This is a genomic window from Xenorhabdus bharatensis (assembly GCF_037996705.1).
GTDB classification, from domain to species: Bacteria; Pseudomonadota; Gammaproteobacteria; order Enterobacterales; family Enterobacteriaceae; genus Xenorhabdus; species Xenorhabdus bharatensis.
This window is the reverse complement of sequence record NZ_JBBMXG010000006.1, coordinates 19,279-40,863: the sequence shown is the minus strand read 5'-3', so window position 1 is coordinate 40,863 and position 21,585 is coordinate 19,279. Positions and strand designations below refer to the sequence as shown.

20 protein-coding genes and 1 pseudogene are annotated in these 21,585 nt (G+C 44.7%); 17 read left to right on the top strand and 4 right to left on the bottom strand.

All coding sequences use genetic code 11. The features are described from left to right. The first annotated feature begins 388 nt into the window (after positions 1–388). The 3 genes from AAC855_RS07460 to AAC855_RS07450 all read left to right on the top strand — a co-directional run bounded on the left by AAC855_RS07460 (position 389) and on the right by AAC855_RS07450 (position 2,017). The gene (locus AAC855_RS07460) at positions 389–730 is read left to right on the top strand and encodes a YqcC family protein (RefSeq protein ID WP_340608977.1); all 342 of its coding nucleotides are present in this window, start codon (positions 389–391) and stop codon (positions 728–730) included. Positions 731–732: 2 nt separating this feature from the next. After that, entirely contained in the window at positions 733–1,506 is a 774-nt protein-coding gene (truC, locus tag AAC855_RS07455; RefSeq protein WP_340608976.1) for a tRNA pseudouridine(65) synthase TruC, read from the top strand. 64 nt (positions 1,507–1,570) lie between these two features. Then, the gene (locus tag AAC855_RS07450) at positions 1,571–2,017 is read left to right on the top strand and encodes a flavodoxin (RefSeq protein WP_340608975.1); all 447 of its coding nucleotides are present in this window, start codon (positions 1,571–1,573) and stop codon (positions 2,015–2,017) included. Positions 2,018–2,111: 94 nt separating this feature from the next. Here the strand turns inward: AAC855_RS07450 and AAC855_RS07445 are convergent, their stop codons facing one another. After that, a complete protein-coding gene (locus AAC855_RS07445; protein WP_340608974.1) occupies positions 2,112–2,498 on the bottom strand; it encodes a DUF3461 family protein in 387 nt (128 codons plus the stop codon). Positions 2,499–2,887: 389 nt separating this feature from the next. Here AAC855_RS07445 and AAC855_RS07440 point away from each other — a divergent pair, with 389 nt between their 5' ends. Further along, entirely contained in the window at positions 2,888–3,454 is a 567-nt protein-coding gene (locus tag AAC855_RS07440) for a hypothetical protein (RefSeq protein ID WP_340608973.1), read from the top strand. A 123-nt stretch (positions 3,455–3,577) separates the two neighbouring features. Further along, positions 3,578–3,760, top strand: a pseudogene (locus AAC855_RS07435) (type II toxin-antitoxin system YafO family toxin); the annotation flags it as partial. A gap of 55 nt (positions 3,761–3,815) precedes the next feature. On the opposite strand, the gene dapD reads toward AAC855_RS07435, so the two are convergent. The 3 genes from dapD to map all read right to left on the bottom strand — a co-directional run bounded on the left by dapD (position 3,816) and on the right by map (position 8,376). Next, positions 3,816–4,658 carry a 2,3,4,5-tetrahydropyridine-2,6-dicarboxylate N-succinyltransferase gene (gene dapD, locus AAC855_RS07430; RefSeq protein ID WP_422824362.1) on the bottom strand — a complete coding sequence of 281 codons (843 nt, stop codon included), beginning with the start codon at positions 4,656–4,658 and terminating at the stop codon, positions 3,816–3,818. A gap of 45 nt (positions 4,659–4,703) precedes the next feature. Next, positions 4,704–7,358 (bottom strand): bifunctional uridylyltransferase/uridylyl-removing protein GlnD, encoded by a 2,655-nt coding sequence (gene glnD / locus AAC855_RS07425; protein ID WP_340608972.1) that lies wholly within the window; start codon positions 7,356–7,358, stop codon positions 4,704–4,706. Between the two features lie 220 nt (positions 7,359–7,578). Beyond that, entirely contained in the window at positions 7,579–8,376 is a 798-nt protein-coding gene (gene map / locus AAC855_RS07420; protein WP_340608971.1) for a type I methionyl aminopeptidase, read from the bottom strand. Positions 8,377–8,774: 398 nt separating this feature from the next. Here map and rpsB point away from each other — a divergent pair, with 398 nt between their 5' ends. From rpsB to fabZ, 12 genes are all read left to right on the top strand, one after another. After that, positions 8,775–9,500 carry a 30S ribosomal protein S2 gene (rpsB, locus tag AAC855_RS07415; protein ID WP_099108916.1) on the top strand — a complete coding sequence of 242 codons (726 nt, stop codon included), beginning with the start codon at positions 8,775–8,777 and terminating at the stop codon, positions 9,498–9,500. A 282-nt stretch (positions 9,501–9,782) separates the two neighbouring features. Continuing rightward, positions 9,783–10,640 carry a translation elongation factor Ts gene (gene tsf, locus AAC855_RS07410; protein WP_340608970.1) on the top strand — a complete coding sequence of 286 codons (858 nt, stop codon included), beginning with the start codon at positions 9,783–9,785 and terminating at the stop codon, positions 10,638–10,640. 140 nt (positions 10,641–10,780) lie between these two features. After that, on the top strand, positions 10,781–11,509 hold the full coding sequence (gene pyrH, locus AAC855_RS07405) for a UMP kinase (protein WP_086955305.1): 729 nt from the start codon (positions 10,781–10,783) through the stop codon (positions 11,507–11,509). Positions 11,510–11,648: 139 nt separating this feature from the next. Continuing rightward, entirely contained in the window at positions 11,649–12,206 is a 558-nt protein-coding gene (gene frr, locus AAC855_RS07400) for a ribosome recycling factor (protein ID WP_099108913.1), read from the top strand. Positions 12,207–12,453: 247 nt separating this feature from the next. Further along, positions 12,454–13,650 (top strand): 1-deoxy-D-xylulose-5-phosphate reductoisomerase, encoded by a 1,197-nt coding sequence (gene ispC / locus AAC855_RS07395; RefSeq protein ID WP_340608969.1) that lies wholly within the window; start codon positions 12,454–12,456, stop codon positions 13,648–13,650. A 315-nt stretch (positions 13,651–13,965) separates the two neighbouring features. Then, positions 13,966–14,658: a (2E,6E)-farnesyl-diphosphate-specific ditrans,polycis-undecaprenyl-diphosphate synthase gene (gene ispU, locus AAC855_RS07390; protein WP_422824364.1), complete on the top strand. Its 693-nt coding sequence runs from the start codon at positions 13,966–13,968 to the stop codon at positions 14,656–14,658. A gap of 9 nt (positions 14,659–14,667) precedes the next feature. After that, complete coding sequence (cdsA, locus tag AAC855_RS07385) at positions 14,668–15,531, top strand: phosphatidate cytidylyltransferase (RefSeq protein ID WP_340608967.1); 864 nt, start codon at positions 14,668–14,670, stop codon at positions 15,529–15,531. 10 nt (positions 15,532–15,541) lie between these two features. Further along, on the top strand, positions 15,542–16,894 hold the full coding sequence (rseP, locus tag AAC855_RS07380) for a sigma E protease regulator RseP (protein ID WP_340608966.1): 1,353 nt from the start codon (positions 15,542–15,544) through the stop codon (positions 16,892–16,894). A 33-nt stretch (positions 16,895–16,927) separates the two neighbouring features. Next, positions 16,928–19,336, top strand: coding sequence for an outer membrane protein assembly factor BamA (gene bamA, locus AAC855_RS07375; RefSeq protein WP_340608965.1), 2,409 nt, complete (start codon positions 16,928–16,930; stop codon positions 19,334–19,336). A gap of 97 nt (positions 19,337–19,433) precedes the next feature. Continuing rightward, on the top strand, positions 19,434–19,931 hold the full coding sequence (gene skp / locus AAC855_RS07370; RefSeq protein ID WP_340608964.1) for a molecular chaperone Skp: 498 nt from the start codon (positions 19,434–19,436) through the stop codon (positions 19,929–19,931). A gap of 4 nt (positions 19,932–19,935) precedes the next feature. After that, positions 19,936–20,964 carry a UDP-3-O-(3-hydroxymyristoyl)glucosamine N-acyltransferase gene (gene lpxD, locus AAC855_RS07365; protein WP_340608963.1) on the top strand — a complete coding sequence of 343 codons (1,029 nt, stop codon included), beginning with the start codon at positions 19,936–19,938 and terminating at the stop codon, positions 20,962–20,964. Between the two features lie 165 nt (positions 20,965–21,129). Then, positions 21,130–21,582, top strand: coding sequence for a 3-hydroxyacyl-ACP dehydratase FabZ (gene fabZ / locus AAC855_RS07360; protein WP_099108905.1), 453 nt, complete (start codon positions 21,130–21,132; stop codon positions 21,580–21,582). Positions 21,583–21,585 lie beyond the last annotated feature (3 nt).

Genomic DNA, 21,585 nt, shown 5'->3' with positions numbered 1-21,585 from the left:
CTTGTTTCAAGCCGCTGAATCGACGATTATTTTGTTGTTCCGCTAGGAATCACAGCGACAAAATTATTAAGGAATTATGTCATCAGGAAGGTGACTCAAGGATGATTCGGTTCGGGCAGGACTGCCAGATACTATCAATATAATGATCTTTCAGGGAATAATAGACAGGGAAGTACTTTGTCAGGGAATGCGCAGGAAGCGACCAATTTAGCCGGATTGCTATGATAATCAAATAAGAGGGGAGATTCTGTCTCCCCTCTTATTTTGTTTTGTGGCATTTTATGCTGTCACATATTTTTCGCTGAGATTGAACAGTGATACTCTTACGATTTAATGACGCAATGGCAGTTCCTGCTATTGGGATTACAGTCAGGATAAGATAAGAATCATGAGTATCGAGAAACAAATCCTCCACAAATTACAGCTCATTGAAGCCACGATGAAAACGGTTGGCTTATGGCAAAGTTACCCGCCCAAACCCGAAGCCTTCGAAAGCACAGAGCCTTTCTCTATTGACACGATGGCGGCAGAAGAATGGCTACAATGGGTATTAATCCCCAGAATGAGCGCACTGATTGAGCAAAAAGCCAGCTTACCAACAGCATTTGCCATCTCACCCTACTTTGAAGAAGTCTATAAGGAAGAGACAGAACACTATTTACCATTGCTTGAGCATTTGCGTGAACTGGACAGCCTGTTTACCTCGGGTGATCTGGCGGGGAATAGCTGATAATGCTGGATATTATCTATCAGGATGAACATATTGTTGCAGTCAATAAACCTGCGGGTTGGTTGGTTCATCGTAGTTGGCTGGCGCGTCATGAAACTGTTTTTGTTATGCAGACACTGCGTGACCAGATTGGTCAGCATGTTTTTCCTGTTCATCGGCTGGACAGGCCAACATCCGGCGTTTTGCTGATGGGGCTGTCGAGTGAGGTAGCCCGAACACTTTCCCAGCAATTCGAACATCAGCAGGTGCAAAAAACGTATCATGCCGTTGTGCGTGGTTATGTCGAAGGAGAGGAGATTATCGACTACGCATTAATGGAAGAGTTGGATAAAATTGCGGATAAATTCGCTGATACGGATAGGGAAGCACAATCTGCCATTACTCATTACCGCGCATTGGCAAAAATTGAGTGTCCGGTCGAAATCGGGCGTTATCCGACATCACGTTTCAGCCTATTGGAACTGAAACCCAAAACCGGGCGTAAGCACCAGCTACGACGACATATGTCACATATCCGTCATCCCATCATCGGGGATACCACACACGGAGATTTGCGTCAGAATCGAGGAGTTGCTAAATATTATCAGACGGGCAGATTAATGCTACACGCAAGCCACCTTCAACTCAGGCACCCGGTAACAGGTCAGGAGTTGTTATTAACCGCCCGTTGGGATTCTTCATGGCAGCATTTGCTTGAACAATTTGGCTGGCAAGACCTTGTACCGGAACTGGAATGTTCACATCCGGTTGCTTGTGAATTACAGTTGGCAGAATAGCCGCCTGAAAAAATAAAGGTTCAACGACTAAAGCAGTATCAAACAGAGTGAAGGGATCATATCTATGGCAAAGATTGGTATTTTCGTTGGTACAGTTTATGGCAATGCACTGGCCGTTGCCGAAGAAGCGCAGCAAATTCTTGAGCAGCAGGGACATGAAGCTGAAGTATTTGAAGAGGCAACTCTGGAGCAATGGCAGGAATACTTGCAGCAGATAGTTCTGGTTGTGACATCCACAACCGGACAGGGGGATCTCCCTGATAATATCCAGCCGCTTTATACAGAACTAAGTGATCAACTGGGCTATCAGCCAGATTTACGTTACGGCCTTATTGCGCTGGGTGACAGTAGTTATGACACTTTCTGTGGAGGAGGTCATATCTTTGATGCACTGTTACAAGAGCAGGGGGCTAAACGGATCGGTGAAATCCTGCTGATTGATGCTATCGAGGTAGTTGAGCCGGAAGTTTTTGCTCAGGGCTGGGTTGAGGAGTGGGGAAATTTATTATAGATGCTCCCGCTTATTTCGTTGGTTGTACCGCTTATACCCTTTATCTCTTTGTTGCCGGAAAAGGGATAAGCGGTGTATGACACTGCTTATATCATTACTTGCGGGTCAGTTTTTCTAAATCTGCTTCTATTTCTGCGATCTTATTAGCAACGACATGCTCAAGGTGACGTAAGTCGTCGAGGATTTTGTGTTTCAAATCCACTTCTGCCTGTTCACGCTTACAAATCTGATCCAGCTCTTCCAACACATAACGCAGGTTGGTGTTGATCTCTTTAACTTCTTTGTAACCCTGCCCTGTATGATCGTCAGATACCGTCTTGAGCTGGCGCGGGTATTTGAATTTAACGCTTTTGGCAAAGAATTCACCCTTATCCTTGCGGAAATAAATCTTAAGAATATCGTTATTCGCTTCCTGACGGAGGCTATAGCGATCAATATCTTCAGGGTGAGTGATCCCTAAACTCTTCAAGTTATCGTACATAGCGCGTCACCTAGTCACCTAAATGAAATGGAAAATATCAAGAAAACAGCGGATTTATTATCCATTTCGAGTTTGTTGAAAGTCAATCAATAGTGACTATTAAGAAAATGTTCAGTCTATGCGATAAAAATATAATCTTTTAATTTCAATGTATTATGTCTTTTTCTTCTGTGACAGATAAATTTAACGACATGTGTGGTATTTTTCACAAAGTGAGCATGATATTAGTGGCTTAATTTAAATGTTCTGGTAATTTGCACTCATTTTCTGGAATTATGCAGGTATCTTTCATTAACTAGCACTTTTTCATGGTTGCCGGATTAGTGTGAGTGGTTTGATATGAATCAATCTGAGTTGCTATGACCAACTATTTGATAAGGTAAAGTGTCATGAATCTATCGATAAGAAATTGTTTAGCGGGGGTCTTATTTGGGGGCGTGTTATCCGTTCCTTCATTTGCTGCTGAACAAGTGGATTCAACGGACGATCACAACAGAATGCATAATCTTAAAATAAATGAGTCGATATGTACTCTGGAAGATTTGAAAACTCAGTATCAGGAAAGAAGAAGAATTATTGATTCAGTAGCTAATGCAATCAGCGAATATTATTTAAATCTTCTAAGTCTCGATGAAAATCAGGTTCGAGGTATCATGCTTCAAAACGATATAGAAGTTAATATGGCTTGCGAAGCGACAATAAGGGGTTTTGAGCAAGGTCTTAAAGCGATGCTGAAACAAGAGCGGCCTGATGAAGAAAAACAGGAAATGCGTATTTACCTTAAATCGGTAGCAAAGGCCAGATTTGAAATAGCTCGTCTAAATGATCTTTCTCGTCAGTTACTGACCTTACCTGTGATTCACAAGAGCGGTATAAATAAAAGCGCTCTCTCAGAACTGGCTGCTTATACGACAAAAAAGATTGAGTCTGGAAATTTTTTATTTATTAGCAGGTAATAAATAAATGGAACAGGTAGACGTATCAATAAGTGAGTACACAAGGAAAGACTTTTTTGATGACGTTTTTCTGAGGCACCGAGTCTTGAGCAGGCCGTTTTACAAGATTTTAAATATTATAAAGAGACAGGAGAAGTCCCTGATTACTTTGGGCGGGATGTTGCTTATACTCAGCCTGAGTCTGCTTATAAGTCATGTCTGATGCATATTCACCTTCGTTTTCCGCCTGATTCATTCCCCACAAATGGCCAGAAACCCAAGTATCATGAATTATCTGGCAAGAATAGCTCAGGATTTCAGAGATAATAACTGAGTTTTTTCCCGCAAAAAATAGCGGATTTATTATCCGCTATTCAAAGAGTTAGTCTATTGTACGCAGCAATTCATTAATACCCACTTTACCACGGGTTTTGGCATCGACTTTTTTCACGATAACAGCACAATACAGGCTGTAGCTGCCATCTTTGGAAGGCAGGTTACCTGATACGACGACAGACCCGGCAGGTACTCGACCATAATGGATTTCGCCGGTTTCACGATCATAGATTTTGGTACTTTGGCCGATGTAAACACCCATTGAGATCACAGAGCCTTCTTCTACGATAACCCCTTCCACAATCTCAGAGCGTGCCCCGATAAAGCAGTTATCTTCAATGATAGTCGGGTTAGCCTGCAATGGCTCCAGAACACCACCAATGCCGACACCGCCGGACAAGTGAACATTTTTACCGATTTGAGCACAAGAGCCTACTGTTGCCCATGTATCGACCATTGTGCCTTCATCCACATAAGCACCCAGATTGACGTAAGATGGCATTAACACCGTATTACGTGCGATATAAGCTCCCTGACGGACTGCTGCTGGTGGGACAACACGGAAGCCTTCTTTTTCGAAACGCGCCTGATCATAATCAGCAAATTTCATCGGTACTTTATCGAAATAGCGGCTTTCAGCGCCTTCCATCACTTGATTGTCATTAATGCGGAAAGAGAGCAGGACTGCTTTTTTCAGCCACTGATGTGTTACCCACTCACCTGCGATTTTCTCAGCGACACGCAGTTTACCGCTGTCCAACATCTGAATGACCTGATTGATGGCATCACGTGTTGTTTCGTCAACAGTGGCCGGAGTGATGCTGGTACGGTTTTCAAATGCATTTTCAATAATGCCCATTAACTCGGCAATAGGTTGTATTTGCTGCATTGGTAAGGGATCCCTTATTCTTAGTCAAATATTGGTTAGTGAACGTTATACTTTATCCTTGGTGTTAAGGGCTTCTGTCAACCTTTCTGACAATTCATCTTTGATTTTTTTATCCAGTGCCAAATAATCTTTATCTGTCAGTACAAAAAAATCCTCTACCCGCTCACCGATGGTAGTAATCCGTGCACCATGCAGGGAAATACCTAATTCGGCAAAAATACTGCCGACTTTCGCCAGTAATCCGGGCTGATCCAAGGCCATGAGTTCCATGTAAGTGCGCCGGGTATTTTGTGTCGTTAAGAAACTGATTTTGGCAGGCACGTCAAAATGGCGTAATTTAGCCGGTAATTTACGCGTTTTAGGTGCTTTGGGATGAGGATCGTCAATGGCTTTGAGCAAAGACTGGCGGATAGGTTCATGGCGGTCAGGCGCCAGCGAGTGATCATTCGGATCCAGTATGACAAAAGTATCCATTGCCATTTCGTCCCGATTAGTAAAGATCTGGGCGTTATGAACACTTAAATTGCGTCGATCCAACTCTCCTACAACAGCGGCGAAAAGAGAAGGTCTATCCTGACACCAGATAAATATTTCCGTTCCTCCATGAGAAAATGAAGTACTTATCAGTACCATTGGATCGGGATATTGATGCTTAACTAAATGGCTGGCATGCCAGGCCAGTTGATCCGGCGTATGGCGCAAAAAATAATCTGCGTGACAGCGGCTCCAGATATGATGCAACCTTTCTTCGTCAATCGCTTCCTGACGTAACAGTGCTAAAGCCTGTAAACGGTTATGCCGGATACGCTCCCGTAAATCAGGCGTATTTTGTATCCCTTTAAGTAACTGGGTTTCAGTCGCGAAGTAAAGTTCGCGCAGCAGGCTCTGTTTCCAACTATTCCATAGTTTGGCATTGGTGGCACAGATATCGGCAACAGTAAGGCAAAGCAGATAATTCAGGCGATTCTGATTTTTGACCTGACAGGCAAATTGCTGAATGACTTCGGGATCCTGAATATCCCGTCGTTGGGCAGTGATTGACATCAGTAGATGATAGCGAACAAGCCACTCTATCAATTCAGCTTCGTAACTGGTCAATCCGTGCTGTTTGGCGAAGGCAAACGCGTCTTTCGCGCCCAGTTCGGAGTGGTCGCCATTGCGCCCTTTGGCAATATCATGGAAAAAAGCCGCCAGCCGCAGTAATTCAGGCTGCGGTATGCGTGGGTAGAGTTCAACACACACAGGATGAAGTATGCGGTTATTTTCATCGGCAAAACTTTCCAGTTTCTGCAATAACCGGATGGTGTGCTCGTCAACGGTATACGTGTGGAACAGGTCAAACTGCATTTGACCGACTATATTGCTCCAAAGCGGTGTATAGGCACTTAACACACTGTGACGGTGCATTGGCAGTAAAGCACTTTTGACTGCGTGAGGATGCCTCAGAATCGCCATAAAAATTTTTCGGGCTTGAGGAAGTTCGCACAAAGGTTGCTTAAGGTTCCGGCGGGCATAGCGAAGCTGACGTAACGTAGTGGAATAGATCCCGTTAATTTCCCGGTGAACGGCCATGTGATAAAACATTTTCAGAATTGAAGCAGGATCACGGGTAAACAGTGATTCATCAATCACATCGATAAGATCTCCCCGTAACTGAAAGGCTTCATTCAGGGGACGGGGTTTTTCATCTGGTTGGAGTGTCAGGATCGCTTCATCAAACAGTTGCAACAGCATGTCGTTCAATTCGCTGACTCGGCGGGTCACGCGATAGAAATCTTTCATCATTCGTTCAACAGGCTGATTATGTTCGCCTTTGTAGCTGAGAAGCTGAGCGACACTAAATTGCTGTTCAAACAACAGCCGGTTATCGTAACGGGTAACAGAGAGATGAAGGGCAAAACGGATACGCCAGAGAAAATTTTGGCATTCGTTCAATTCATCCCGCTCTTCGTGAGTCAGAAAACCAAAATCGACCATTTCATCTAAAGATGTCGCCCCGAAATGACGGTGAGCCACCCAAAGTAACGTATGAATATCACGTAATCCCCCCGGGCTGCTTTTAATATCGGGTTCCAGATTGTAGCTGGTACTGTGGTATCGCTGATGACGCTTTTTCTGTTCGATGAGCTTGGCGGCAAAAAATTGGGCTGATGGCCAGAAATCATCACTGAAAATGTGTTTTTGTAAGCGCAGGAACAGGGGTAAATCACCACAGATTAAGCGGGATTCTACTAAATTGGTGGCGATAGTCAGATCGGAAAGCCCTTTTTCAAGGCACTCTTCGAGTGTTCTGACACTGTGGCCGACATCCAGACGAATATCCCACAGCAGAGCAATAAAGCGCCCAATCTGGCTTGATTGTTCTTCAGTCAGCGGGTGTTCACTCAGAACCAGCAGATCGATATCTGAAAGAGGGTGCAACTCGCGTCGTCCATAACCCCCAACGGCAATCAGGGAAAGAGTATCTATCTGATCAAACCCATACTGCTGCCACAACCGGGTCAGAAGTTTATCAATATAATCACTACGTGCATAAATCAGTGCGGTCGGGGAAATACCCGCTTTGAATGCCTGTTCAAGCCACAGTTGAAACTCATCAATATGCTGCTTCAGCACCGGGCATTGCAGATCATCACATGAAAATTCTACCGGAGAGATAGGAGGAATCGGGGCGTGCGCAAAAGCAATATCAACTGGCATATTCAGAAACCTATGATAAGAAACTGTGAGATGGGCAGGCGTTTGTCGTCGATGATGAAGCCCTGTGGGGACAGTTTATGTACAAGGGCTTCATTTGGCAATGCTATCCTGACAACGGGATCTTTGGCAGGAGTGGGCAAATTATGTCAGCAGATTATTATTGATTAATCCGTGACTGGTTTGCGTAATGATTCGTTAATCTATTATGTATTAACCAATATTATGCGTTAACCAATACCGCTGAAATCTGCGCTTCTTCCTCTTTACGCCATGTCATGATTTCGCAGCCGTTGTCAGTCACAACGATAGTATGTTCGTATTGTGCAGACCAGCCGCGATCTTTGGTTTTCACAGTCCAGCCATCTTTCATGGTACGGATGCGGTAATCGCCTGCATTAACCATCGGTTCGATAGTGAAAGCCATGCCTTTTTGCAGTACAACACCGCCATCATCCGCATCATAATGAAGTACATGCGGTTCTTCGTGGAAAACCCGGCCAATACCGTGACCACAATATTCACGAACTACGGAGAAATCATTCCCTTCCACATACTGCTGAATCGCTTTGCCGATAGTACGCAGACGGATACCCGGTTTCACCATTTTCAGCGCAAGGTACAGACTTTCCTGAGTCACACGGCACAGACGTTCGCCCTGAATCGTTGGTTTACCAACGATGAACATTTTGGATGTATCGCCGTGGAATTCATCTTTAATAACAGTAACATCGATATTAACGATATCGCCGTCTTTCAGTACCTTGTCATCACTTGGAATACCGTGGCAAATCACGTCATTGACAGAGATACAGACGGATTTAGGAAAACCGTGGTAACCCAGACAGGCAGAAATAGCCTGCTGTTTATTCGTGATGTGTTCGTGGCAAATCCGATCAAGCTCACCCGTGGTAACACCTGCTTTAACGTGTTGCCCGATCATCTCCAGAACTTCAGCTGCCAGACGGCCGGCAACGCGCATTTTCTGAATATCTTCGTCTGTTTTGATAGTAATAGCCATGAAATCAGTCCATTAGAACCGGTAAATCACCAATTCTTTGATATTAGTTAATGAAAAAATGATGGTGGTAATGGTATCAGCCTGCCTGATATCTAACAATAACCGTTGATTGCTAAGACGTCAGAAAGCGATAACAAATGTTGGTGTATAGGCACGGATTATGGTATAAAGCGCGCCGGTATTCTGTGTAATTGTTTCCTGTAGAAGCAATATTTCAGAAATGCTAAATAAACTCATTTGTGTAAATAACACACACGGATCGGCACATACACCGGGGTGCTCTCATGTGACTAATTCGTATGAATCTCGTTCATACGCTATGAATAGCACACAGTTAAAGAGTCGGTGTCATGGGATCTGTGGAGGCATAACCCCAATTAACTTTATAGAGGTCTAAAATGGCAACTGTTTCCATGCGCGATATGCTGCAAGCGGGCGTTCACTTCGGTCACCAGACTCGTTACTGGAACCCAAAAATGAAACCTTTCATCTTTGGCGCTCGTAACAAAGTTCATATCATCAACCTGGAAAAAACTGTTCCAATGTTCAACGATGCTTTGGCTGAGCTGAACAAAATTGCTTCCCGTAAAGGCAAAATTCTGTTTGTTGGCACCAAGCGTGCTGCAAGCGAAGCAGTAAAAGAAGCAGCTCTGGGCTGTGACCAATACTTCGTTAACCACCGTTGGTTAGGTGGTATGCTGACCAACTGGAAAACTGTTCGTCAGTCAATCAAGCGTCTGAAAGATCTGGAAGCTCAGTCTCAGGACGGTACTTTTGACAAGCTGACCAAGAAAGAAGCGCTGATGCGTTCTCGTGAGCTTGGCAAACTGGAAAACAGCCTGGGCGGTATCAAAGACATGGGCGGCCTGCCTGATGCTCTGTTTGTGATCGATGCTGAACACGAACACATCGCTATCAAAGAAGCAAACAACCTGGGTATCCCAGTATTCGCTGTTGTTGATACTAACTCTGATCCAGATGGCGTTGATTTCATTATCCCAGGTAACGACGACGCAATCCGTGCAGTAAAACTGTACCTGACTGCTGCTGCGACTTCTGTTCGTGAAGGCCGTTCACAGGATCTGGCTGTTCAGGCTGAAGAAGGTCTTGTAGACGCTGAATAATAAGGCATGCTCATTTCTGAGCCCTTATTGACCAGGTATTGAAATATATTGGTTAGGGGGCCTGTCAAGGCCCCTTTTACATATCTGATATAGAAATACCCAATGGATTTCGAGTTGCATCGCGGCGGCAAGGAAGAGAATCCCCGGGAGCATAGATAACTATGTGACTGGGGTTAACGAGCGCAGCCAACAAAGAGGCAGCTTGAAAGACGAAGGATATTATCTGATAACTTTCCACGCGGAATATTATCTTCCCGCGAGACACATCGAGGAATTAAACAAATGGCTGACATTACCGCTGCTCTGGTAAAAGAACTGCGTGAGCGTACTGGCGCAGGCATGATGGAATGTAAAAAGGCACTGGTTGAAGCAAATGGTGATATCGAGCTGGCTATCGATAACATGCGTAAATCAGGTCAGGCAAAAGCGGCTAAAAAAGCAGGCCGTGTTGCAGCTGAAGGCGTTATCCTGGTTGAAGTTGCAGCAGATGCTAAATTCGCAGGTATCGTTGAACTGAACTGTGAAACTGACTTCGTTGCTAAAGATGCTGGCTTCCTGGCATTCGGTAAAGAAGTTATCACTTCCGTTATGGCTGACAAAAACGCAGATATCGATGCACTGAAAGCTAAGTTCGAAGAACAGCGTACTGAACTGGTTGCTAAGATCGGTGAAAACATCAACATCCGTCGTGTTGCTATTCTGGAAGGCGAAGCTGTAGGTTCTTACCTGCACGGTGCGCGTATCGGTGTTCTGGTTGCTGCTGAAGGCGCAAGCGAAGAACTGATCAAGCACGTTGCAATGCACGTTGCTGCAAGCAAACCAGAATATGTTGACCCATCTGACGTTCCTGCTGACGTTGTTGCGCGCGAGCATCAGATCCAGCTGGACATCGCAATGCAGTCTGGCAAACCACGCGAAATCGCAGAGAAAATGGTTTCTGGCCGTATGAACAAATTCACCGGCGAAATCTCTCTGAATGGTCAGAACTTCGTGATGGACCCAAGCAAAACTGTTGGCGCTCTGCTGAAAGAGAACAACGCTAAAGTTATCAACTTCATCCGTTTTGAAGTTGGCGAAGGCATCGAGAAAGTTGAAGCTGACTTCGCAGCAGAAGTTGCTGCGATGAGCAAACAGTCTTAATTGTCTTAACGGAGCCGCCGATTGGCGGTTCTGTTTTATTTAAGAAGAATTTTTACATCTGGCTGCATAGCATGGATGTGTATTAACTGAATAATTGTAGCAACCCCCAATAATCCTTATCTGCTTAGGACTGAAACACCATGGCAACCAATGCAAAACCCGTATATCAGAGAATCCTGCTTAAGCTCAGTGGAGAAGCCCTGCAAGGCGCAGAAGGTTTTGGTATCGATGCTAGCGTCTTAGACCGCATGGCTCAGGAAATCAAAGAACTGGTTGAGCTGGGTATTCAAGTCGGCGTCGTTATTGGCGGAGGCAACCTGTTTCGTGGAGCCGGTCTGGCTGAAGCAGGAATGAACCGTGTAGTCGGCGACCACATGGGCATGTTGGCAACAGTAATGAACGGTCTGGCAATGCGTGATGCCTTACACCGCGCCTATGTGAACGCCCGTCTGATGTCCGCTATTCCGCTGAATGGCGTTTGTGATAACTATAGCTGGGCTGAAGCTATCAGCTTACTGCGTCATGGTCGTGTTGTTATTTTCTCGGCAGGTACTGGTAACCCGTTCTTTACGACAGATTCCGCGGCCTGTCTGCGCGGTATTGAGATTGAAGCGGATGTTGTGCTAAAAGCAACCAAAGTTGACGGGGTCTACTCCGCTGATCCTGCAAAAGATCCAGAAGCTGTTCTTTATAACAAACTCGATTATCAGGATGTATTGGAGCGTGAACTGAAAGTGATGGATCTTGCTGCCTTTACACTGGCCCGCGATCATAACCTGCCAATCCGTGTCTTCAATATGAACAAACCAGGTGCACTTCGTCGTGTTGTAATGGGTGAAAATGAAGGTACGTTGATTTCTCACGACTGATTTTTCGTACACAGAGACATCGGTGAAATTTGACGGTATGATCAGCGTCCTGATGCGCCAAATTTAATGACACAGGGTCATAGTATGCCATACTGGCATTTATGGTCTAGAAAATAACCAGTTCCCAAGGGTTTATAACGTGATTAATGAAATCAAGAAAGACGCACAAGACCGCATGGAAAAAAGCGTCGAAGCACTGAAAAACCAAATCAGCAAGGTGCGTACTGGCCGTGCTTCTCCTAGCCTGCTGGATGGCATCAGCATCGAATATTATGGCGCAGCGACTCCATTGCGTCAGATCGCGAACGTTGTTGCCGAAGATGCACGTACTTTAGCGATCACAGTATTCGATCGTTCTATGACTCCGGCTGTTGAAAAAGCGATTATGGCTTCTGATTTGGGTCTGAACCCATCTTCTGCCGGAACCATTATTCGTGTTCCTCTGCCTCCGCTGACTGAAGAACGTCGTAAAGATCTGATCAAAGTGGTTCGTGGTGATGCAGAGCAAGGGCGTGTATCTATCCGTAATATCCGCCGCGATGCTAACGATAAAGTTAAAGCACTGCTGAAAGATAAAGAAATCAGTGAAGATGAAGAACGTCGTTCACAGGACGATATTCAGAAACTGACTGATACCTTCATTAAAAAGATTGATGAAGCACTGGCGAATAAAGAAACAGAGTTGATGGAATTCTAATCGCCATTTCTCTGCTTTGCTATGCCTATTGATTTCGGGCTGTTTCGCAGCCATAGCAGCCAATAAAAAGGCAGCTTGAAAGACTACGGGTATAACTTAACGCCGCAACTCTGCGGCGTTATTCTTATCATTTAATATTATCAATATTACATTTCGTATCACATTTCTTTCTCAGGCAATGGACATAGCGATCAGGACAGATCAAACTATTGCGATTTTATGTCAGTAGAATACTCAGAGTATTAATATGAAACGCTTAACTATCCTCGGTTCAACGGGGTCCATCGGGACAAGTACACTCTCAGTTGTCAGAAAGAACCCAGATAAATTCCGTGTTGTGGCACTTGTTGCCGGGAAAAATAGTGGAGTCATGGCACAACAGTGTCTGGAATTTCAGCCCCAGTATGCCGCAATGGCAGATGAACATTCCGCCACAGAATTGCGGCGCTTATTGCAAGAACAAGGCTGCCAGACTGAAGTACTGTCCGGAAAAGAGGCTATCTGTGATTTAGCCGCACTGGAAGATGTCGATCAGGTGATGTCTGCTATTGTGGGTATCGCAGGGTTACTGCCAACACTGGCGGCTATCCGTAAAGGTAAGCAGGTTCTGCTGGCTAACAAAGAATCGCTTATTACCAGCGGGCGCTTATTTATGGAGGCGGTTAATCAATATAAAGCACAATTGTTGCCGATTGATAGCGAACATAATGCCATTTTTCAGAGTTTACCTGAGTCAGTCCAACACAATCTTGGTAATGCAACGTTAAAAGATCATGGTATTTCCAGTATTATTCTGACCGGTTCTGGCGGCCCATTCCGTAAAACGCCGCTGGAAAAATTCTCTTCTGTCACTCCCGATGAAGCTTGTGCTCACCCAATCTGGTCAATGGGACGTAAAATTTCCGTTGATTCTGCAACAATGATGAATAAAGGGTTGGAATATATTGAAGCTCGTCATCTGTTCAACGCTTCTGCTGATGAAATGGAAGTTCTGCTGCACCCGCAATCGGTGATCCACTCAATGGTGCGTTATCAGGATGGCAGTATCATTGCACAGTTGGGCACACAGGATATGTGTACGCCAATTGCCTATAGCATGGCTTATCCCAATCGCATTGAGTCTGGTGCTAAACCGCTGGACTTTACTGAACTCAGCACACTGACTTTCGAAGCACTGGATTATCGTCGTTATCCCTGCCTCAAACTGGCGATTGACGCCTGTCATGAAGGTCAGGCAGCAACAACCGCATTGAATGCCGCTAATGAAGAAACAGTGAGTGCTTTTTTGCAGAATCAGATTCGTTTCACTGATATTGCGGTGATGAATCGACAGGTTGTTGAGAAATTAAATTTGCCTGAACCTCAAAGCATTGAAGAGGTCTTAGAAATCGACCATATAGCAAGATCTCTGGCGAAAGAGGCAATTGGCGCCTTTGCTAACTAGCGAATTTTGTTAATAAGTATATGTTTGTTTGCATTTTGGCAAATGATATAGTTCGCAGGTAAAGCGTAGTTGCTATAATAGCCAGTTCAATATTTAGCGTATTTTGGTACCTGTTTTTGAAGCATGTATCAGAGATAAAGGTTTTCGACCGGGTCTATGCCAGAAACAGCCGTGATAATTGTTGGCACGGCTTTTTCGTGTGTGGAAATTCTTGAGCTATAAAGTGTCAGCTTAATTATTTAAGGATTAGTTTGAGTGATATCTCCTAGTGATTGTGACTCATCGCTGCCATTACCCAGACATGTTGCCATTATTATGGATGGTAATGGTCGTTGGGCAAAAAAGCGTGGGAAGTTAAGAGTTTTTGGTCATCGTGCAGGAATTAAGGCTGTACGAAGTGCTGTGAGCTTTTCGGTTAAAAATAACATCGAATCACTGACATTATATGCTTTCAGTAGTGAAAACTGGAATCGTCCACAACAAGAAGTCAGTTCATTAATGGAACTGTTTGTTTTTGCCCTCGATAATGAAGTGAAGAGCTTACATAAGCACAATGTGAAATTGTCTGTTATTGGTGATATTAGTCGGTTTAGCTCACGGTTGCAGGAGCGTATCCGCCGTTCAGTTGAATTGACAGCGGGCAATACCGGATTGCAGCTTAATATTGCTGCCAATTATGGCGGTCGTTGGGATTTAATTCAGAGTGTCAGACAGGTTGCTGAAAAAGTCAGGGCAAATCAGCTTGAACCTGAAGACATTACCGAATCAACAGTAAGCGGCTTTATGAGCCTGAATCAGCAGTCTGATGTCGATTTAGTGATCAGAACCGGGGGCGAGCATCGTATCAGTAATTTCCTGTTATGGCAGATAGCTTATGCAGAATTATATTTTACCGATATACTTTGGCCTGATTTTGATGAAACAGCCTTTGAAGGTGCTATTCATGCCTTTATTAAACGAGAACGCCGTTTTGGCGGAACGCCAGACGATGCCGAAGTGGGATCATAGGAGGAGAACTTGCTGAAGTACCGTCTTTTAACTACGTTAATATTAATTCCCCTTGTTGTTGCGGCTCTGTTTTTACTTCCTCCTTCAGGGTTCGGGTTGGTTGTCATTGCCGTTTCAGCACTTGCTGCATGGGAATGGGGGCAATTTGCCGGATTATTCACACAGTCCAAACGCATAGCACTGGCAGTATTGTGTGCAGCAGGGCTGCTTGCTTTACAACATTCTTTGGCAGACTTTACTCATCTGACTGAAAAACCTCAAATCCTATATCTTTTATGGGCAGGCATGTTCTGGTGGATTGCTGCTATCGTATTAGTTGTCGCTTACCCTGCCTCAGCTTCTGTTTGGAAATCTTCCGTTATATTACGCCTGCTATTCGGTTTTCTGACGATTGTGCCATTCTATTGTGGAATGATGGTTCTCCGCACTCAAGGGTATGAAAATAATACCTATAATGGTGCGTGGTGGCTGCTGTATGTGATGCTGCTGGTTTGGGCTGCTGATTCAGGGGCTTATATTTTTGGTCGCGCATTAGGTAAACACAAAATGGCACCTAAAGTATCCCCGGGTAAAACCCTCGAAGGGCTGGCCGGAGGGCTGCTGACAGCGGCACTTATTTCCTGGTTGTTCAGTAAATTTGCTCCAGTCCCGGTTATGCCTGAAAACTTGTTGCTGATTTCTGCTGTTGTCGTTATTGCCTCTGTTTTTGGTGATCTGACCGAAAGTATGTTTAAACGGGAATCAGGCATTAAAGATAGTAGTCAGTTGATACCGGGGCATGGCGGAGTGATGGATCGGGTAGACAGTTTAACGGCCGCAGTCCCTGTTTTTGCCGGGCTGGTCATGTTAGTTTCTTCTGGATTTGGTCTCTGAAGGTACATTAATGGATATTCTCTGGAATCTGGCTGCATTTATTGTTGCATTGGGAGTGCTTGTCACAGTGCATGAATTTGGTCACTTTTGGGTGGCCAGACGGTGTGGTATTTACGTTGAGCGTTTTTCTATCGGGTTTGGTAAAGCGCTTTGGCGTCGTACAGATAAACAGGGAACCGAATTCGTTATTGCCCTTATTCCTTTAGGGGGCTATGTCAAAATGCTTGATGAAAGAGTTGAGACTGTCGCCCCTGAACGCCGCCATATGGCGTTCAATAATAAAACTATCGGGCAGAGAGCGGCCGTTGTCAGTGCCGGGCCAATCGCAAACTTTATTTTGGCTATTGTTGCTTACTGGCTGGTTTTTGTGATCGGTGTCCCTTCGGTTCGCTCAGTGATTCTGGATATTAAGCCTGATTCGATTGCGGCTCAGGCAAATATTTTGCCCGGAATGGAACTAAAAGCCGTTGATGGTATCGAAACTCCTGACTGGAATTCAGTAAGGCTCGCTTTGATAAGTAAAGTCGGAGAATCTTCTGTGTCGCTGGATGTGGCTCCGGAAGATTCTTCGGAACCCATTCAAAAGACGCTGGATTTACGGCATTGGGCTTTTGATCCATCCCGGCAGGACATCCTGCTGTCTCTAGGCATTATGCCCGTTATTCCGCACCCTAGTTCTCAGATAGAGAAAATTTATCCCGGCTCAGCGGCGGAAAAAGCGGGTTTACAAAGCGGGGACAGGATCGTTCAAGTCGATGGCCAGAATGTAGATATCTGGCACCCTTTTGCATCTTACGTCAGGAAGAATCCGAATACTCCCCTGAAACTTAATGTTGCAAGATCCGGTAATATGATGACTCTATCACTGATACCCGAGGCTAAGACATTTTCCGATGGGCGCGAAGAGGGCTTTGCCGGAGTTGAATTGAAAGTCATTCCATTGGCTGATGAATACAGAACAGTTCAACAGTATGGGCCTTTCTACTCTGTTTATGAGGCTGGAGAGAAAACTTGGCAATTGACTAAGCTGACCGTGAATATGATTGGCAAATTGATTGTCGGGGATGTGAAACTTGATAATTTGAGTGGTCCTATTTCTATAGCCAAGGGTGCTGGCGTGTCGGCGGATTCTGGCTTGGTGTATTATTTGATGTTTTTGGCGTTAATCAGCGTCAATCTTGGGATCATAAATTTGTTCCCATTACCTGTACTAGATGGTGGACACTTGCTTTTCCTTGCTATCGAGAAGATCAAGGGGGGGCCAGTTTCCGAGCGTGTACAAGACTTCAGTTATCGCATTGGTGCTATATTGCTGGTGTTATTAATGGGGCTTGCACTTTTCAATGATTTCTCCCGCTTCTAGGTGGGGGACCTGTTAGGAAAACGCATAACAACGATGGCGATGAAAAAGTTGCTCATAGCGTCGCTGCTGTTCGGCAGCGCCACTGCATACGGTTCAGACGGATTCGTAGTTCAGGACATTCATTTTGAGGGTCTTCAACGTGTCACCGTTGGTGCAGCATTATTGAATATGCCAGTTCGCGTAGGTGATACAGTCAGCGATGAAGATATCAGTCGTATGATTCATGCCCTGTTCGCGACTGGAAATTTTGAAGATGTTCGTGTGTTGCGTGATGGTAATTCACTGGTTGTTCAGGTAAAAGAACGGCCAACCATCGCCAGTATTACTTTCTCCGGTAATAAGGCAGTAAAAGATGACATGCTCAAGAGTAATCTTGAAGCATCGCGCGTTCGTGTTGGTGAAGCCCTTGACCGCACCATGCTGTCGAATATCGAAAAGGGTCTGGAAGATTTTTACTATAGTGTCGGTAAATACAACGCTACAGTGAAGGCTGTTGTTACACCCCTTCCCCGTAATCGGGTTGATTTGAAACTCGTGTTCTCTGAGGGCGTCTCTGCCAAAATTCAGCAAATTAACATTGTTGGCAATAAAGCCTTCTCGACGAGTGAATTACTCGATAGTTTCCAACTCAGAGATGATGTTCCGTGGTGGAATCTGACGGCTGATCAGAAATATCAGAAACAGAAATTAGAAGGTGACCTTGAAAAATTGCGTAGTTTCTATCTCGACAGAGGCTATGCACGGTTTAATATTGATTCGACTCAGGTGAATCTGACGCCTGATAAAAAAGGGATTTATATTGCTATCAACATCGTTGAAGGGGATCAATACAAAATCTCAGGTGTTGATGTCAACGGTAATCTGGCTGGCTATCAGGCTGAAATAACAAAGCTGACCAATATTAAGCCGGGTTCACTGTATAACGGCACAGAAGTGACTCATATAGAAACCGCCATTAAACAGCTTCTTGGCCGTTATGGTTATGCTTATCCTCGGGTCATGACACAGCCTGAAATCAATGATGCCGATAAGACGGTGAAATTGCATATCAGTGTGGATGCCGGTAACCGCTTTTATGTCCGTAATATTCGTTTTTCTGGTAATACCACCAGTAAAGATTCGGTATTGCGCCGTGAAATGCGTCAGATGGAAGGCGCATGGTTGGGTAGTGACTTAGTTGAGTATGGCAAAGAACGCCTCAATCGTCTGGGGTATTTTGAAACTGTTGATGTTGCAACCGAACGTGTGCCGGGTAGCCCGGATCAGGTTGATGTTATTTATAAAGTCAAAGAACGTAACACGGGCAGCATGAACTTTTCCGTTGGCTACGGTACTGAAAGCGGTATGAGTTTTCAGGTCGGCGTTCAGCAGGATAACTGGCTGGGGACAGGTAATGCGGTAGGGATCAATGCCAGTAAGAATGATTATTCAACATCGGCTGATTTATCGTTTACTAACCCTTACTTCACTGTGGATGGGGTAAGTTTAGGCGGGCGGATATTCTATAGTGATTTCCGTGCGGACGATGCCTCGCTTTCTAATTATACCAATAAATCATACGGTACAGATGGTTCTCTTGGCGTTCCTCTGAATGAAAATAACTCATTATATTTCCGGTTAGGTTACGTTAATAACGCATTGTCTAATATACGTCCTCAATTAGCGATGTGGCGCTATATGGAGAAGATGCATAAAAAGCCGGATTTCACGGATAAAATCAGGTTTGATGCAAATGACGTAACAATGACAGTTGGCTGGAGCTATAACAACCTTGACCGTGCTTTTTTCCCAACCTCTGGTGTTAAAGCCGGTTTGGATACAAAAATCACGGTGCCTGGCTCCGATAACCAGTTCTATAAAATTACGCTGAACTCTTCCGGCTACTATCCTATTGATGACGATCGTACATGGATCATGATGGGGCGTACCCGGTTGGGTTATGGTGGTGGATTTGGTGGCAAGGAATTGCCATTTTATGAGAACTTTTATGCCGGTGGCTCCAATAGCGTCCGTGGTTTCCGTCCTAACAACATCGGGCCAAAAGCGGTTTATCTTGAAAAAGGTGCAGAAGGTAAACCTAAGGTTAACTCAAGAGGTTCATTCCAGGATGCCGTGGGTGGTAATGCGATAGCAGTTGCCAATTTCGAACTGATTACACCAACTCCGTTCTTGGATGCAAAATATGCTAATTCTGTACGAACGTCTTTGTTTGTCGATGCAGGAACAGTATGGGATACCAGTTGGAGCAACAGTTATGCTGGGATAAATTACCCTGATTTACCTGATTACGGTAAGCCCAATAGAATACGTGTTTCTACTGGTATCGCACTGCAATGGTTATCACCATTGGGACCTCTTTCTTTTTCTTATGCGAAGCCACTCAAAGAGTACAAAGGGGATAGAACAGAGCAATTCCAGTTCAACATCGGTGGAACATGGTAAGAAACCAATCGTTATTGGTAGGAAATCGCTTTATTATTAGATAAGGCGATTATAAATATCCCAATGTGTAAAATGGCGTAGGTCAAAGGAGTTTATAGTGAAGAAAGTACTGTGTGCAGTAAGCCTTGGTATTGCATTAGCGTTTTCTGCCGGTGTTCAGGCAGCGGACAAAATCGCTGTTGTGAATATTGCCGAAATTTTCCAACAATTGCCTGCTCACGAAGCTGTTGCAAAACAATTGGAAAATGAATTCAAAGGCCGCGTTTCCGATTTACAACGTATGGAATCTGATTTGCAGGCTAACATCCAGAAATTGCAGCGTGATGGCTCAACCATGAAAGCGAGCGAGCGCGAAAAACTGGAAAAAGACGTAATGGCTAAACGTGATGAGTTTGCGAAAAAAGCACAGTCTCTTGACAACGATAGCCGTCGCCGTCAGATGGAAGAGCGCAATAAGCTCGTCAACCGCATTCAGGATGCAGTTAAAGTTGTTGCCGGTAAAGAAGGCTATGACCTTGTTCTTGATGCAAGTACAGTGGCATATGCTGCATCCGGTAAAGATATTACCTCAGACGTCATGAAGCAGGTTAAATAAGTAAATGGTTTCAATTCGATTGGCTGATCTTGCTCAGCAGTTGAATGCGCAATTACATGGTGATGGCGATATCGTCATCACTGGTATTGCTCCTATGTATTCAGCAAACAGCGAACAAATTACATTTTTATCAGATAGCCGTTATACCGAGAAACTTGCAGAGTGTCAGGCTGCGGCAATTGTGTTGAGCGAAGCTGATCTTCCGCATTGTAAAGTTGCTGCACTGGTGGTTGATAACCCTTATCTGGCTTATGCGCGTATGGCGCAAATTATGGATATAACACCACAGCCAGCGCAGGATATTCATGCATCAGCGGTGATTTCTCCAGAAGCGACATTGGGAAGAAATGTTGCAATCGGAGCAAATACTGTCATCGAATCTGGTGTGGTACTTGGTGATAATGTCATCATTGGTGCTGGCTGTTTTGTGGGTAAAAATACCCGCATTGGTGCAGGAAGCCGTCTTTGGGCCAATGTTTCGGTTTACCATAACGTCGAAATGGGTGAGCAGTGTCTCATTCAGTCAGGGGCTGTAATAGGCTCTGATGGTTTTGGCTATGCGAATGATCGCGGTAACTGGATTAAAATTCCGCAGTTAGGCACGGTCATTATTGGTGATCGCGTTGAAATAGGTGCATGTACGACTATCGATCGTGGTGCTCTGGATAACACTATTATCGGTAATGGTGTTATCATTGATAACCAGTGCCAGATTGCTCACAACGTTATCATTGGTGATAACACGGCGATAGCAGGTGGCGTCATTATGGCGGGCAGTCTGAAAGTCGGTCGTTATTGTATGATTGGTGGGGCCAGTGTTATCAACGGACATATGGAAATCTGTGATAAAGTAACGGTAACTGGCATGAGCATGGTAATGCGCCCAATCACCGAACCTGGTGTATACTCATCGGGTATCCCGCTACAACAGAACAAAGTCTGGCGTAAGACGGCGGCTTTGGTAATGAATATCAACGAAATGAATAAGCGGTTGAAATCTGTTGAACGCAAGCTTGAAGGTGACAACAAGTAATCATACAAACATTTTGTTGGTTAAGTTTTTATTTTTACGGCCTGTCTGATAACTCCACCGGGGTTAACGCAGGCCGTGTCATTAGTGCTTTGTTTTTATAGTGCATGATTTTTAGTGCATATTTTTTAATACTACGATTGGAATATAGACAGGAAGAGTATTTAGATGAGTGATAATCATACTCTGCAAATTGAAGAAATTTTGAAATTACTGCCACATCGCTACCCATTTTTACTGGTAGACCGAGTTCTGGATTTCGAAAAAGGCAAGTTTCTGCGAGCAGTTAAAAATGTAACGGTTAATGAACCATTTTTTCAGGGGCATTTCCCGGGTAAACCTATTTTCCCCGGCGTACTGATCCTTGAAGCAATGGCTCAGGCGACAGGCATTCTGGCATTCAAAACTGTTGGTACGCTGGAGCCAGGAGAATTGTATTACTTTGCAGCGATTGATGGTGCACGCTTTAAGCGTCCGGTTCTGCCAGGTGATCAAATGATTATGGAAGTAGAGTTTATTAAAGAACGCCGTGGTGTTGCGCGTTTCAGAGGTGTAGCGAAAGTCGATGGAGAAGTGGCTTGCGAAGCTGAAATGATGTGTGCCCGCCGCCGTGAGGCTTAATGC

Coding starts and splice junctions, on each gene's coding strand:
- tsf (WP_340608970.1), top strand. CDS start 9,783: ATGGCTGACATTACCGCTGCTCTGGTAAAAGAACTGCGTGAGCGTACT.
- lpxD (WP_340608963.1), top strand. CDS start 19,936: ATGGTTTCAATTCGATTGGCTGATCTTGCTCAGCAGTTGAATGCGCAA.
- AAC855_RS07440 (WP_340608973.1), top strand. CDS start 2,888: ATGAATCTATCGATAAGAAATTGTTTAGCGGGGGTCTTATTTGGGGGC.
- AAC855_RS07460 (WP_340608977.1), top strand. CDS start 389: ATGAGTATCGAGAAACAAATCCTCCACAAATTACAGCTCATTGAAGCC.
- ispC (WP_340608969.1), top strand. CDS start 12,454: ATGAAACGCTTAACTATCCTCGGTTCAACGGGGTCCATCGGGACAAGT.
- ispU (WP_422824364.1), top strand. CDS start 13,966: ATGGATGGTAATGGTCGTTGGGCAAAAAAGCGTGGGAAGTTAAGAGTT.
- truC (WP_340608976.1), top strand. CDS start 733: ATGCTGGATATTATCTATCAGGATGAACATATTGTTGCAGTCAATAAA.
- AAC855_RS07450 (WP_340608975.1), top strand. CDS start 1,571: ATGGCAAAGATTGGTATTTTCGTTGGTACAGTTTATGGCAATGCACTG.
- dapD (WP_422824362.1), bottom strand. CDS start 4,658: ATGCAGCAAATACAACCTATTGCCGAGTTAATGGGCATTATTGAAAAT.
- fabZ (WP_099108905.1), top strand. CDS start 21,130: ATGAGTGATAATCATACTCTGCAAATTGAAGAAATTTTGAAATTACTG.
- AAC855_RS07445 (WP_340608974.1), bottom strand. CDS start 2,498: ATGTACGATAACTTGAAGAGTTTAGGGATCACTCACCCTGAAGATATT.
- glnD (WP_340608972.1), bottom strand. CDS start 7,358: ATGCCAGTTGATATTGCTTTTGCGCACGCCCCGATTCCTCCTATCTCT.
- rseP (WP_340608966.1), top strand. CDS start 15,542: ATGGATATTCTCTGGAATCTGGCTGCATTTATTGTTGCATTGGGAGTG.
- rpsB (WP_099108916.1), top strand. CDS start 8,775: ATGGCAACTGTTTCCATGCGCGATATGCTGCAAGCGGGCGTTCACTTC.
- map (WP_340608971.1), bottom strand. CDS start 8,376: ATGGCTATTACTATCAAAACAGACGAAGATATTCAGAAAATGCGCGTT.
- bamA (WP_340608965.1), top strand. CDS start 16,928: ATGGCGATGAAAAAGTTGCTCATAGCGTCGCTGCTGTTCGGCAGCGCC.
- pyrH (WP_086955305.1), top strand. CDS start 10,781: ATGGCAACCAATGCAAAACCCGTATATCAGAGAATCCTGCTTAAGCTC.